The following is a 12102-nucleotide window of genomic DNA, read 5'->3' as shown; positions in this document are numbered from 1 at the left end:
CGGCTAGAAGGCGCCGGACTGCTGGCAGGTCACCTGATCGGCAGTCTGGCCCTTGAAGCCGCCCGCCACACCGCCGGTCTTCGCCAGCTGCTTACCGCTGGTGAAGTCCTTGCCCACCGAAAGCGCCACTCCGTAGTAGTCGCCGGAGACCAGCACGTTGGCCTGCGCAACGTTGAGTTCCTTGGCCAAGGACCGAGCCACCTCTTCAAAGCCGGCAGAGTAGTAAATCTGGGTCGTGGTCCGTTCTGCATCACCGGCCACCGGGGCAGCCAACAGGTAGCCCAGCGCGTGCAGCTGCTGGCTCAGTTCCTCGCCGCGGTCCGCCGCGCCGGAGGCATTGACCACCTGGACGGGCTGCACGGCCGGATCGAAGGCGGGCCCATCCTGGCCGGCGGAGGGTTCGTTGCCCGGCGTGGTCGCGCCTGCGTCAGCGCCGCCGTCGGCCGCCCCACCGCCGTCGGCCGCCCCGCCGTCGTCGGTCGCGGGCGCGGAAGCCCCGTCGCCCGCATCGGCGGTAGAGCCCTCGCCGGCCTTGTCGGTGGACTTGGCGTCGGACGATCCGGCGGTATTGACCTCCGGGGCGGTCACATCGCCGTCCTCGCGCAGGATCCGGAACAGCTCCTGGGCCGGTTCCTCGTCCAGCACCAGGCGGTTTCCGTCCACCGGTGAGGTCTGGGTGGGCAGCGACACGAAGGCGACCTTGCTGAGGTCGACGGTCTTGACCCGGTCCGCCAGGGCCAGCAGCCGGGGAATCTCCGCCAGTCCGTCGTCCACGGTCAGGTTGCTGACCACGGCCTCGGCGATGGAATACAGGCGGGGCACATTGGTCAAGGTTCCCTCGGACTGGATCTTGCGGGCCATCGAGGCCAGGAAGCTCTGCTGCGCCCTGATCCGGCCGCGGTCCCCGCCGTCGCCGAAGGAGTGGCGGGTGCGCAGGAAGGCCAGCGCTTGTTCGCCCTGCACCGAGCTCACGCCCGCCGGCAACTTCAGTTTCGAGTAACTGTCGTTGATCGGTTCGTTGACGCAGACGTCCACGCCGCCGATAACGGTGGAGAGTTCCTTGACCGCGTTGAAATCGGCCATCATAAAGTGGTCGATCTCCAGGCCGGTCATCTCGTTCACTGCCGCGACGGTGCAGCCCGGTCCGCCGTAGCTGAGGGCGGCATTGAGCTGGGCTGACTGCTGTTCCGGATAGACCTGCCCGTTCTCCGGATCGGTGCAGCTGGGGATGGCGGTGAGCAGGTCGCGGGGCAGGCTGACCACGGTGACGCGTTTGCGGTCCGCCGACATGTTCAGCAGCATCATCACGTCCGATTGGCCCCAGCCCGCGGACGAGTCGCTCGAGCCGTACTTGCCGTCGGTGCCGTCCCGTGTGTCCGTGCCCAGGATGAGGATCTGCACGGGATCCCGGCTCAGGTCCACCGGCAGCCCCGGGCCATCGGTGCTCAGGTTCAGCGGCGACGTGGTGATGCTGTCGCGCAGGCCAACAATTTTGAACACGACGACGCCGACCCCGGCTGCCAGAGCCAGGGCCAGCACGCCCGACACGATCTTCAGCCAGAGCAAACGGGGGCCGCGGCCCATGTGGCGCGGGGTGGAACGGCGCGACGGTCCGCGCCGCTGCGGGCCTGAACCGGCAGGGGTCTGCGGACGGGAACCGGCCCGGGCCTGCGGATGTGAGCCGGCCGGAGCCTGCGGATCATCACTGGAGCTGCCGCGATGAACCACTGGCTTTCCCCTCTAAACGGTTGAAACGATTGATGCGCGATCGGGCTGACCGAACGCAGGCCGCTAAGTATTGTACGGCCTGAAGCTGGGGAAAGTTCCCGGTTTGTACCCCGGCCTAGAAGCCCAGCCGCACCAACTGCTTGGGGTCGCGCTGCCAGTCCTTGGCGATCTTCACGTGCAGGTCCAGATAGACCCTGGTGCCGAGCAGGCCCTCAATCCCGTGGCGCGCCCGGGTGCCGACGTCGCGCAGCCTGGCACCGCCCTTGCCGATGATGATGGCCTTCTGCGACGGACGTTCCACGAACAGGTTGACCCGGACATCCAGCAGCGGATTGTCCGCACTGCGCCCTTCGCGGGGAACGATCTCCTCCACCACTACGGCCAGCGAGTGCGGCAACTCGTCGCGCACGCCCTCCAGCGCTGCCTCCCGAATGAGTTCAGCCACCATCACGGCCTCCGGCTCATCGGTGAGTTCGCCGTCCGGATACAGCGGTGGCGAGAGCGGCATCTGCTGGACCAGGACGTCGGCGACGGTCTGGACCTGATCGCCCTTGGCGGCGGACACCGGCACGATGGCCGCGAAACCGTCGGCGCCGAAGACTTCCGTGCCGAGAGCGGCCACCGACAACAGTTGTTCGGCCAGCGCCTGCTTGTCCACCAGGTCGGTCTTGGTGACCAACGCCACCACGGGCTTGCGGTTCAAGCCCGCCAATTGGTTGGCGATGAACCGGTCGCCGGGGCCAATCTTCTCATTGGCCGGCAAGCAGAAACCGATCGCGTCCACTTCCGAGAGCGTATCGGCCACCAGGTCATTCAGGCGCTGGCCCAGCAGGGTCCGCGGCCGGTGCAGTCCGGGAGTGTCCACCAGCACCAGCTGGGCATCCGGCCGGTGCACAATGCCACGGATCGTATGCCGGGTGGTCTGCGGCTTGGCGGAGGTGATGGCCACCTTCTGCCCGACCAAGGCGTTGGTCAGCGTGGACTTGCCCGCATTGGGCCGGCCTACCAGCGAGACGAACCCCGCGCGATAGTCCTCCGGCCAGCCGCTGGACGGCATCGCCATCGCCTTATCAGGGGTGTTCTCTGTCATCGTTCCCTCTCTGTCCCGGGCAGGCGCGCGGCATCGTTGGCGGCAGCGCCGTCGTCGTGAGTGGACTGCGTCCGGGCCGGCGCGTCATACCAAGCCAGGACGTGGCTGACGCGGTTGCGCCGCCCCTCCAGCCGTTCGGCGCGCAGGTGCAGGCCCCCGAGCAGGACTTCGCTGCCCACGATGGGCACCCGGCCGAGGCTCTTGGCCAGCAGCCCGCCGACGGTGTCCACCTCTTCATCGTCCAATTCCAGGCCGAACAGCTCGCCGACGTCGTCGATGCTGGTGCGGGCGCTGACCCGGAACCGTCCCTCCGGCAGCGCCTCGATCTCGGGCCGTTCGGTGTCGTACTCGTCAACGATCTCGCCGACGATCTCTTCAATCAGGTCTTCCAAGGTGACCAGTCCGGCGGTCCCGCCGTACTCGTCGATCACAATGGCCACGTGGGTGGACTCGCGCTGCATCTCCTGCAGCAGCTCCCCCACCGCCTTGGACTCCGGGACGTAGCGGACTTCGCGGCAGATCTGGTCCACCAGCATGCCGGCGCCGTGGTCGGCCCGGCCATGGATTCTGGCGGCAACGTCTTTCAGGTAGAGGATGCCGCGGACCTGGTCCGCGGTATCCATGATCACCGGGATGCGCGAGTAACCGGACTGCAGGAACAGCGTCATGGCTTCCTGCAGCGTGGAGCCGGAGTCGATGCTGAGCATGTCCGTGCGCGGCACCATCACCGCCCTGACCTTGGTGTCGCCCAACTCGAAGACGGAGTGGATCAGTTCCGCTTCCGTGTCCTCGATCATGTCCGATTCATTGGCCCGGTCCACCAGTTCCCGGAACTCCTCTTCGGTGAAGAAGGCAGCGTCGGCACGGGGCGCGTTGGGTGCCACCGCACTGCCGAGGCGGACCAGCCACTGCGGCACCGGACCCAGCACCGCGCAGAGCAGCCGAACCAGCAGGGCGGTGGAGAGGACGACGGCACTGGCATGCATCCGACCCAGCTGCCGCGGCGAAACCCCGACCAGCACGAACCCGACGCCGGCCATGGTGACGGTAGCCAGCAGCCCGGCCAGCCAGATGTTGTCGAGCAGATCGTGGAACAGCAGCGCGATGGCTACCGCGGCGGCCATCTCGAACCAGACGCGCCAGAAACGCAGCGCGTGCATGTGGGCCGCCGGCGAGGCCAGGATCACGCGCAGGCTGCGGCTGCGGCCGGAACGCAGCAAATGTTCGGCGTCGTGGCGCGGCAGGTAGGTGAAGGCTGCCTCGGCGGCGGTGAGCGCGGCGGCGACCAGTATGAAAGCCAGCGTCATGCCGGCAAGTATCCAGAGCATCGGCGCGTCTCTACAGCGTGGTTTCGGTGGGGGCAGCCTTGCCCGTGAAGGAGGAAAGCAGCTGGCGCTGGAGGCCGAACATTTCTTCCTTTTCGGCCGGCTCCGCGTGGTCGAAGCCGAGCAAATGCAGGATCCCGTGCGTGGTCAGCAGCAGCATTTCGTCCAGCAGCCCGTGGCCTGCCTTCTGCGCCTGTTCCTGCGCTACCTGCGGACAGATCACGATGTCGCCGAGCACCCCGGCGGCACCTGGCTTCATGGCGGTGCCGGGACGCAGCTCATCCATCGGGAAGGACAGCACATCGGTGGCGCCCGGTTCGTCCATCCATTCGATGTGCAGCCGTTCCATCGCCTCAGTGTCCACCATGATGATGGACAGTTCGGCTTCGGGGTGCACGTAGAGCGAATCCAGTACGAACCGGGCCAGCCGGACCAGCTCTTCTTCGTCGGCCGGGACCGTTGATTCGTTATTGACCTCGATGCTCATGCTCCACCCTCCGGGCCGGCCTCCGCTTCAATTTTCCGCCGGGCGGCCGGTGCGCGGTGCGGCGGGCGGCCACCCGCGCTGCGACGGTTCTCGTCCCAGCGGCTGTACGCCGTCACTATGTCGCTGACCAGCCGGTGCCGGACCACGTCCGAGGCGTCGAGCTGGGAGAAGCTGACGTCCTCGACGCCAACCAGGATCTCGCTGACGATCTTCAGGCCGGAGCTGGTGCCGCCGGGCAGGTCGATCTGCGTGACGTCGCCGGTCACCACCATCTTGGACCCGAAGCCCAGCCGGGTGAGGAACATCTTCATCTGTTCCGGGGTGGTGTTCTGCGCTTCGTCCAGAATGATGAAGGCGTCGTTGAGGGTGCGGCCGCGCATGTAGGCCAGCGGGGCCACCTCGATGGTGCCGGCGGCCATCAGGCGCGGGATCGACTCCGGGTCCATCATGTCGTGCAGTGCGTCGTAGAGCGGGCGCAGATACGGATCGATCTTGTCGCTGAGCGTGCCCGGGAGGAAGCCCAGCCGCTCCCCTGCCTCCACGGCGGGGCGGGTCAGGATGATCCGGTTGACTTCTTTGTGCTGCAGGGCCTGGACCGCCTTGGCCATCGCCAGGTAGGTCTTGCCCGTGCCGGCCGGGCCAATACCGAAAACCACCGTGTGGTTGTCGATGGCCTCAACGTAGTTCTTCTGGTTGAGCGTCTTGGGCCTGATATTGCGGCCGCGCGAAGAGAGGATGTTCAACGTCAGGACTTCGGCCGGCCGCTGCGCGGTCTGTTCACCGAGCATGCGCAGCAGCTGGGCGACCACCTGCGGCGTGATCCGGGTGTCCTTGGCGGCCAGCGCGCGGATCTCCTCGACCAAGTTCAGCGTGAGTTGGACCGCGTCGGCGGGACCGGAAATGGACAGCTCGTTACCGCGGACATGCAGGTTCACATCGCTGAACTCGGCCTCAATAACCTGCAGCACCTCGTCGTGGGCACCGAGCGCCCTGACCATGTGTTCCGGCGAATCGAAATGGACGGAACGGCTGCTTGATCCCAGCGGATCGACATCCAGGCGTGATTGGGACATAGTCCGGCCGATGTGGCCTTTCATCGCTCCTTCGGTGGGCGTTGCTTGCGGTGCTGCCAGCGCTGCTGCTGACGGTGAGCCGGAAGTATCCCGGCCCTGACGGTACAAGGTACATGCTACGGCACGGGGCACCGCGCAGTCCTCTACGGGGGCGAAAACGGCAAGATATCGATACTGCATCAATCGTGCATCAGTCCGGTTGAGGGCTGGTTAAAGCACCCATCAGCCCCCCTCCCATATGCCAAGCTAGTGGGGCAGGAAAGCCGTCAGCCACCGGTTCCTGCCCCGCTTTTACCCCGTCATTTCCGGACCGTCAGAAGGGACCCCGGCATTACCAGCAACCAGCTCCGGCAGCCTTCGGGCTCGGTCCCGACACGCCGCTTCGGCGCGTGGTTGGCGCTGGTTACCGCATCCTCGCTGGTGTTGCTCGGCTGCACACCGCAAGGCAGTGCCACCGGCGGGCAGACCTCCATGCCCGTCCCCACTGCCCCAACCGTGGCCAGCAGTCCGCTGGTGTCCAGCGCACCGGTGGAGACCCTGCGCTCTTCCGAGCTCTCCCCCCTCTATTGGCTGGGCACCAACGCGGACAATGTCTTCCTGTACCGCGAATACCGCCAGGCGGAGAACCTCGGAGACCCGATTACGACGGCGGTGTCCGCCTTGACCCGGCTGCAGCCTCTGGATCCGGACTACTTCAATCCGCTCAGCCCGGCCAGCAAGGTGGGCGCTTCCATTACCAACGGCTCGGTCATCACTCTGGACATCTCATCCGATGCCTTCGACCGCCGCGTGGATGCGGGCATCGCCGAACGCGCCGTGCAGCAGTTGGTCTATACGGCCACCGCGGCCGCCGCGAACGCAGGGCTCAGCAGCTCCGACAACCCGCTCGAAGTGGTGATCCTGGTGGATGGCCACCACGGCTACGAAGCCTTCGGCCATGTGCCGCTGGGCGAACCGATGGCCCGGGACAGCAGCCTGGCGGCCCCGGTCTGGATCATCGATCCGGCCCAGGGTGCCTCGTCCGAGGGGCGGGTGGAGGTGTTCGGCCGCGGCGTCGCCTTCGAATCGCAGCTGCGTTGGCAGATCTACCGGATGGCGGACGCTTCTGAAGACGCCGCCGACGGCAAGCTGGTCAAGTCCGGGACAGTCTCCGTTGACGCACCGGCCGAAGAAATCGGCGAGTTCAGGTTCAACCAGAAGCTGGACCCGGGCACCTACAAGCTCTATGTCTTCCATGAGGACGTGAGCGGGCGGACCGAAGAACGGCAGAATCCGGACAGCAAGGTCTTCACGGTCAAGTAGTCCGCCGCGTAGGCCGCGGCGAGCACGTAGACCGTGTCCGGCCAACTTGTTGGTTTAGCGCCAGCGACCCAGCAGCTCGCTGAGCAAGGTCAGGGCGGCCGGTCCTGCTGTGGAAGAACGCAGGACGTGGGGCCCCAGCCGCACCGCCACCGCTCCGGCATCCAGCATGGCGTCCATTTCCGCTTGGCTCATTCCGCCTTCGGGACCAACGATCATCAGCACCCGGGCGGCACTGCCATCGCCGCCGCGGGAAGCACCGCCCGTGTGGGAGGCGCCGCCGTCGGGCGAGGGACCGCCGTCGTTGTTTCCCCGCGCCTCCGCGCGGTTGGCGCCCAAGCCGGCGCGCTGCACGGCGTCTGCCACGCTGCCCTCAGCGTCTTCGTGCAGCAGCAGCGACAACCGGCTGGAGCGGATCAGGGCACAGAGCCCAGCGCGTTCCACCAGCGGTCCAACCTCCGGTACGCGCGCCCGCCGCGACTGCTTGGCGGCCGCCCGCACCGCCATCTGCCACTTTGCCGTGCCCTTTGCCGCCTTGTCGGCTTTCCAGCGCACGATGCTGCGTTCGGCCTGCCACGGGACCACGGCGTCGACGCCAAGCTCCGTGGCCGCCTCGATCGCCAGTTCGTCGCGGTTGCCCTTGGCCAGTGCCTGCACCAGCACCAGCTCCGGGTCCGGTTCCGGCTCCTGCAGAATCTGCAGCGCGCGGACCGTCAGTTCGCCGGACCCGCCGGACACGGTCTCGCCGATCAGCCGGCGGCCCCGGCCGTCGGCGAGGTCGACGAGTTCGCCGGGCTCAATCCGTTTGACCGTGACGGCATGCCGCGCCTCGTCCCCGGTCAGCGTGAAGCTATCGCCCGGGGCCACCGCGTCGAGCTCGCCCGGGGCGGTGAAAAACAGGTGGCTGGTCACGCCTAGAGGTTACCGAGCCGGTCGCGCAGCCGGGCGAAGACACCGGTGCCGGAGGATGCCAGCTTGCCCTCGGTGTATTCCTCGCCGCGGGCCTGCGCCAGCCGGCGAAGCAGGTCTTCCTGCTCCGAGTCCAGCTTGCTCGGTGTCTCCACATGCACATGCACCTGCAGGTCGCCGCGACCGTAGCCGCGCAGATGCGTCACGCCCAGGCCGCGCAGCGTGAGCGTCTCCCCCGCCTGCGTGCCGGGCTTGATGCTCAGTTCGCGTTCGCCGTCGAAGGTGTCCAACGTGACGTCCGTGCCCAGCGCAGCCGCGGTCATCGGCACCGACAGGCTGACGTGCAAGTCGTCTCCCTCGCGGATGAAGTTCTTGTCCGGATTGACGCGGATCTCCACGTAGAGGTCACCCTGCGGGCCGCCCGCCGGGCCTGCCTCACCCTGGCCGGCCAGCTGGATCCGGGTTCCGGTTCCCACGCCGGCCGGGAGCTTGATGGTCAGCGAACGGCGGCTACGGATGCGTCCCTCGCCGTTGCACTCGTTGCAGGGGTCGGGAATGATCGTGCCGAAGCCCTGGCAGCTGCCGCAGGCGGCAGTGGTCATGACCTGGCCCAAGATGGAGCGTACGGCGCGCTGGACTTGGCCGGACCCTCCGCAGATGTCGCAGGTGCGCGGGCTGGTGCCGGGGCGGCAGCAGCTACCGTCGCAGGTGGGGCAGACCACGGCGGTGTCCACCTCGATCTTCTTGTTCACCCCGAAGACCGCGTCCTTGAGGTCGATCCGCACGTTGATCAGGGCGTCCTGGCCGCGGCGGGTGCGCGACGCCGGACCGCCGCCAGCTCCGGCACCGCCGAAGAAGCTCTCGAAGATGTCCTGGAAGGCGAAGCCGGAACCGGAGAAACCGCCGCCGAACCCGGTGTCGTTGCCGTTTTCGTTGCCCGTGGTGTCGTAGACGCGCCGTTTCTGCGGGTCGGAGAGCACCTCATAGGCGTGGCTGACCTGTTTGAACTGCTCGGCTGCCTCCGGGCCCGGGTTGACATCCGGGTGCAGCTTGCGGGCCAGCTTGCGGTAGGCCTTCTTGATTTCCTCGGTCGAGGCGTCCTGGCTGACGCCGAGGGCGTCGTAGTGGTTGCTCACCTTGTAATACTTCACTTCCTGGAGATTGGTTCACCGGCGACGACGGCCGGTGCGGACCTTGCGCGGCAGTGGGGCTAGCCGGCGAGGATCCGTGACAAATAGCGTGCGACGGCGCGCACTGCCGCCATCGTGGTGGGATAGTCCATCCGGGTGGGGCCGAGAATGCCGACCTTGGCCGTGGCGCCGGGACCATAACCGGTGGCGACCACCGAGGTTTCCGCCAATGAGCCGTACGGATTCTCCCGGCCGATGCTCACCGACATGCCGTGGGCATCCTGGTGCATTTCGGAGAGCAACTGCAGCAGGACCACCTGTTCTTCGAGTGCCTCGAGGATGGGGCCGATGCTCAAGGGGAAATCCACCGTGGAGCGGGCCAGGTTGGCCGTTCCGGCCATCAAGATCCTCTCCTCGCTGGAGGCCGCGGCCAGCTGGGCAAGCGACGCGGACAGTTCGTCGACGATCCCCGCATGTGCGGGCTCCGCCGGCACCGGCGAAGCCTTCAGCCGGTGCGGCACTCCGGCCAGCGGTTTCCCGGACAAAGCGGCGAGGAAGGCCGTGCGCAGAGTGGCCAGCGCATCTTCCGCCACATCCATCGGCAGCACGGCAACATGCTGGTCCACCTTGCCGTTGTCGGCGATCAGCACCACCAGCACGCGACGGGGAGCCAGCAAGACGAACTCGATGTGCCGCACCTTGGCAGCACCCAACTGCGGGTATTGGATCACCGCAACCTGGTTGGTGAGCTGGGACAGCAGCCGCACCGTCCGTTCCATCACGTCGTCCAGGTCGTCGGCGCCGTCCAGCAGTTTCTGGATGGCCCGGCGCTCGGGGGCAGAGAGCGGCTTGACGTCAGAGATCCGGTCCACGAACAGCCGGTAGCCCTTGTCCGTGGGAATCCGGCCGGCACTGGTGTGCGGGGCAACGATCAGCCCGTCTTCCTCCAGCGCCGCCATGTCGTTGCGGATCGTGGCCGACGACACGCCCAGGCTGTGCCGGTCGACCAGTGCTTTGGAGCCCACCGGCTCGCGTGAATGCACATAGTCCTCGACAATGGCGCGGAGCACTTCCAGCCTCCGGACCTCGCTCACTGCACTCCTCCTGTCTTCGGCTCAACGTGATGACGAGTTGTTAGCACTCAACACGTCCAAGTGCTAAGTCTAATACGTTGCCCCCGTTGTTAGCATTGTCTTCGCGGCGGTGCCGTAGACGTACTACCTGTGTAAGGACTTGAAGCATATGAGCAGCTACGGCTGGGGCCCCCAGGATCTCACCGCGCCCAAGGCCCGGACACTGCGCGAAGTCGCCGCCGATCCCGGACAGGTGCTGGAGGACGCACAGAGCGGTTGGGTGGGTGCCGTAGTCCGGGTGGAGAAATCCGGCGGCGTGCACTTGGTCTCGCTGGAGGACCGCCGGGGCAAGGTGCGCTCCTTCCCGCTGGGCTTTGGCTTCCTGTTTGAAGGCGAACCGGTGAACGTGGTGCAGCCCGCGCCTGTTTCCAAGGCTCCGGTCCGCCAGCGGACGGCCTCCGGCTCGGTGAAGGTGGAAGGCCAGCGCGCCAGAGTGGCGCGCGCCAGCCGGATCTGGGTAGAAGGCAAGCACGATGCCGAACTAGTGGAAAAGGTCTGGGGCGACGACCTGCGGGTGGAGGGCATCGTCGTCGAACCCCTGCATGGCGTGGACGATCTGGCCGCGGCCGTAGCGGAATTCTCCCCCGGCCCGCAGCGCAGGCTGGGCATCCTGGTGGACCACTTGGTGCCGAATTCCAAGGAGTGGCGGATCGCCGAGGCCGCCATGGCCGTTCCGGCGGCCGCCGGCAACGTGCTCATTGTGGGCCACCCCTACGTTGACGTCTGGCAGGCCATCAAGCCGTCGGTGATCGGGCGGGCGAAGTGGCCGGTGGTCCCGCGCGGCACCGACTGGAAGACCGGCATCCTCGCCGGCCTGGGCTGGCCGCACCGGACCCAGATCGACGTGGCAGACGGCTGGAAGCGGCTGCTGGGCAGTGTGAACAGCTATGCGGACCTTGAGCCCAGCCTGCTGGGCCGGGTGGAGGAAGTCATCGATTTCCTCACCGTCTGAGCCGGTTTCAGCGCCCGCTGAGGCCCCGGTCTGCACCGGGCCGCAGGGTGGAACCGCTAGGCTAGGAACAGCAGTGAGCCATCAGCAGATTTTCCGAAGGTAGGTCCAGTGTCCGAGAACTCTGCTCGCAACCAGCAGCCGGAACGCAAGTCCGCGCCGCGCCCGCAGTACCAGAGCGCGTCGGCTTCCGCCTTGCCGTTGACCCCTTCCGAGGACCGGCAGTGGGCAACCATGGCGCATTTCGGCGGGATCCTGGGCTGCTTCCCGTCGCTGGTGATCTACCTGATCTTCAAGGACCGGGGACCGTTCACCGCCCAGGAGTCCAAAGAGGCGCTGAACTTCACGGTCCCGCCGACCGTGGTGGCCATTGTGGCCAACCTGCTGATCGTCATCCCGGCGGTCAGCGGCATCTTTGCCGTCGTCGCTGCGGTCATTTGGGTTTTCCTCACGGTCTATTCCGTGATCGCCGGCATCAAATGCAACCGCGGCCTCCCGTATCGCTACGCCTACAACCTGCGCCTGTTCCGCTAAGCCTGAGGCCGCGCGGGCTGCCGCTCCAGCTCCCGGTCATCCCGTCTTCATTCCTCCTTCGCTACGGCAGGCATGCTTGGCGCCTGGGCAGCCCTGCCCTGCCACGGCCACTTACCAGTGATTTCCAGCTCCAGCGACCAACTGAGGAACGTTCGGATCAGCACGATCGCGGCCAGCACCGCCACGCTTTCGAGCGTCGGGCTGATGGCGACGGTGCGGATGATGTCGGCGGCTACCAGCAGTTCCAAGCCGAGCAGGATCGACCGCCCCAGAAACCGACGGAATTGCTCATAGACTCCGGCCTGCCTCCGCGCCAGCCGCGGGATGGCGATCAGCGCAGCCATTATTGCGCCGGCCACGATGGCGGCAACCCCCGCGGCGTCCATGAGGCGGCCGACTGCCTCTATGACTTCCCCGAACTCCATGGCATCCCCTGACCTTCACG

The 12102-nt window shown here is 66.9% G+C and carries 12 protein-coding genes; 3 read left to right on the top strand and 9 right to left on the bottom strand.

Translation table 11 applies throughout. The features are described from left to right. Nucleotides 1-3: 3 nt before the first annotated feature. The 5 genes from AB0N75_RS07710 to AB0N75_RS07690 all read right to left on the bottom strand — a co-directional run bounded on the left by AB0N75_RS07710 (nt 4) and on the right by AB0N75_RS07690 (nt 5703). A complete protein-coding gene (locus AB0N75_RS07710) occupies nt 4-1584 on the bottom strand; it encodes an LCP family protein (RefSeq protein ID WP_364647480.1) in 1581 nt (526 codons plus the stop codon). Between the two features lie 259 nt (nt 1585-1843). Beyond that, on the bottom strand, nt 1844-2791 hold the full coding sequence (era, locus tag AB0N75_RS07705; RefSeq protein WP_364647898.1) for a GTPase Era: 948 nt from the start codon (nt 2789-2791) through the stop codon (nt 1844-1846). 23 nt (nt 2792-2814) lie between these two features. Next, nucleotides 2815-4125: a hemolysin family protein gene (locus AB0N75_RS07700; protein WP_364647478.1), complete on the bottom strand. Its 1311-nt coding sequence runs from the start codon at nt 4123-4125 to the stop codon at nt 2815-2817. Between the two features lie 31 nt (nt 4126-4156). After that, nucleotides 4157-4630, bottom strand: coding sequence for an rRNA maturation RNase YbeY (gene ybeY, locus AB0N75_RS07695; RefSeq protein WP_364647475.1), 474 nt, complete (start codon nt 4628-4630; stop codon nt 4157-4159). Further along, complete coding sequence (locus AB0N75_RS07690) at nt 4627-5703, bottom strand: PhoH family protein (protein ID WP_364647895.1); 1077 nt, start codon at nt 5701-5703, stop codon at nt 4627-4629. The genes ybeY and AB0N75_RS07690 overlap by 4 nt, the downstream gene beginning before the upstream one ends. A 393-nt stretch (nt 5704-6096) precedes the next feature. Here AB0N75_RS07690 and AB0N75_RS07685 point away from each other — a divergent pair, with 393 nt between their 5' ends. After that, nucleotides 6097-7005: a GerMN domain-containing protein gene (locus AB0N75_RS07685; RefSeq protein ID WP_364647472.1), complete on the top strand. Its 909-nt coding sequence runs from the start codon at nt 6097-6099 to the stop codon at nt 7003-7005. Nucleotides 7006-7059: 54 nt separating this feature from the next. On the opposite strand, the gene AB0N75_RS07680 is transcribed toward AB0N75_RS07685, so the two are convergent. From AB0N75_RS07680 to hrcA, 3 genes are all read right to left on the bottom strand, one after another. Continuing rightward, nucleotides 7060-7914, bottom strand: coding sequence for a 16S rRNA (uracil(1498)-N(3))-methyltransferase (locus AB0N75_RS07680; RefSeq protein ID WP_364647470.1), 855 nt, complete (start codon nt 7912-7914; stop codon nt 7060-7062). Nucleotides 7915-7916: 2 nt separating this feature from the next. Beyond that, a complete protein-coding gene (gene dnaJ, locus AB0N75_RS07675) occupies nt 7917-9047 on the bottom strand; it encodes a molecular chaperone DnaJ (RefSeq protein WP_364647467.1) in 1131 nt (376 codons plus the stop codon). Between the two features lie 74 nt (nt 9048-9121). Next, a complete protein-coding gene (gene hrcA, locus AB0N75_RS07670; RefSeq protein WP_364647464.1) occupies nt 9122-10135 on the bottom strand; it encodes a heat-inducible transcriptional repressor HrcA in 1014 nt (337 codons plus the stop codon). 148 nt (nt 10136-10283) lie between these two features. On the opposite strand from hrcA, the gene AB0N75_RS07665 reads away from it, so the two are divergent. Continuing rightward, a complete protein-coding gene (locus tag AB0N75_RS07665) occupies nt 10284-11126 on the top strand; it encodes a DUF3097 domain-containing protein (protein ID WP_364647461.1) in 843 nt (280 codons plus the stop codon). 108 nt (nt 11127-11234) lie between these two features. Then, the gene (locus AB0N75_RS07660) at nt 11235-11657 is read left to right on the top strand and encodes a DUF4870 domain-containing protein (RefSeq protein ID WP_364647458.1); all 423 of its coding nucleotides are present in this window, start codon (nt 11235-11237) and stop codon (nt 11655-11657) included. 47 nt (nt 11658-11704) lie between these two features. Here AB0N75_RS07660 and AB0N75_RS07655 read toward each other — a convergent pair whose 3' ends face one another. Further along, complete coding sequence (locus AB0N75_RS07655; protein ID WP_364647456.1) at nt 11705-12082, bottom strand: DUF1622 domain-containing protein; 378 nt, start codon at nt 12080-12082, stop codon at nt 11705-11707. Nucleotides 12083-12102: the final 20 nt, after the last annotated feature.

Origin of the sequence: Arthrobacter sp. NPDC089319, assembly GCF_040684925.1 — a bacterium.
Lineage (GTDB): Bacteria > Actinomycetota > Actinomycetes > Actinomycetales > Micrococcaceae > Crystallibacter.
Note: the sequence above shows the minus strand (reverse complement) of the source record. Positions and strands in the feature narration are given on the sequence as shown.

What these genes read in the sequence shown, in the direction of transcription:
- AB0N75_RS07710 (WP_364647480.1), bottom strand. Translation starts at nt 1,584, where the DNA reads ATGGGCCGCGGCCCCCGTTTGCTCTGGCTGAAGATCGTGTCGGGCGTG.
- era (WP_364647898.1), bottom strand. Translation starts at nt 2,791, where the DNA reads ATGGCGATGCCGTCCAGCGGCTGGCCGGAGGACTATCGCGCGGGGTTC.
- AB0N75_RS07665 (WP_364647461.1), top strand. Translation starts at nt 10,284, where the DNA reads ATGAGCAGCTACGGCTGGGGCCCCCAGGATCTCACCGCGCCCAAGGCC.
- AB0N75_RS07700 (WP_364647478.1), bottom strand. Translation starts at nt 4,125, where the DNA reads ATGACGCTGGCTTTCATACTGGTCGCCGCCGCGCTCACCGCCGCCGAG.
- AB0N75_RS07655 (WP_364647456.1), bottom strand. Translation starts at nt 12,082, where the DNA reads ATGGAGTTCGGGGAAGTCATAGAGGCAGTCGGCCGCCTCATGGACGCC.
- ybeY (WP_364647475.1), bottom strand. Translation starts at nt 4,630, where the DNA reads ATGAGCATCGAGGTCAATAACGAATCAACGGTCCCGGCCGACGAAGAA.
- AB0N75_RS07690 (WP_364647895.1), bottom strand. Translation starts at nt 5,703, where the DNA reads ATGTCCCAATCACGCCTGGATGTCGATCCGCTGGGATCAAGCAGCCGT.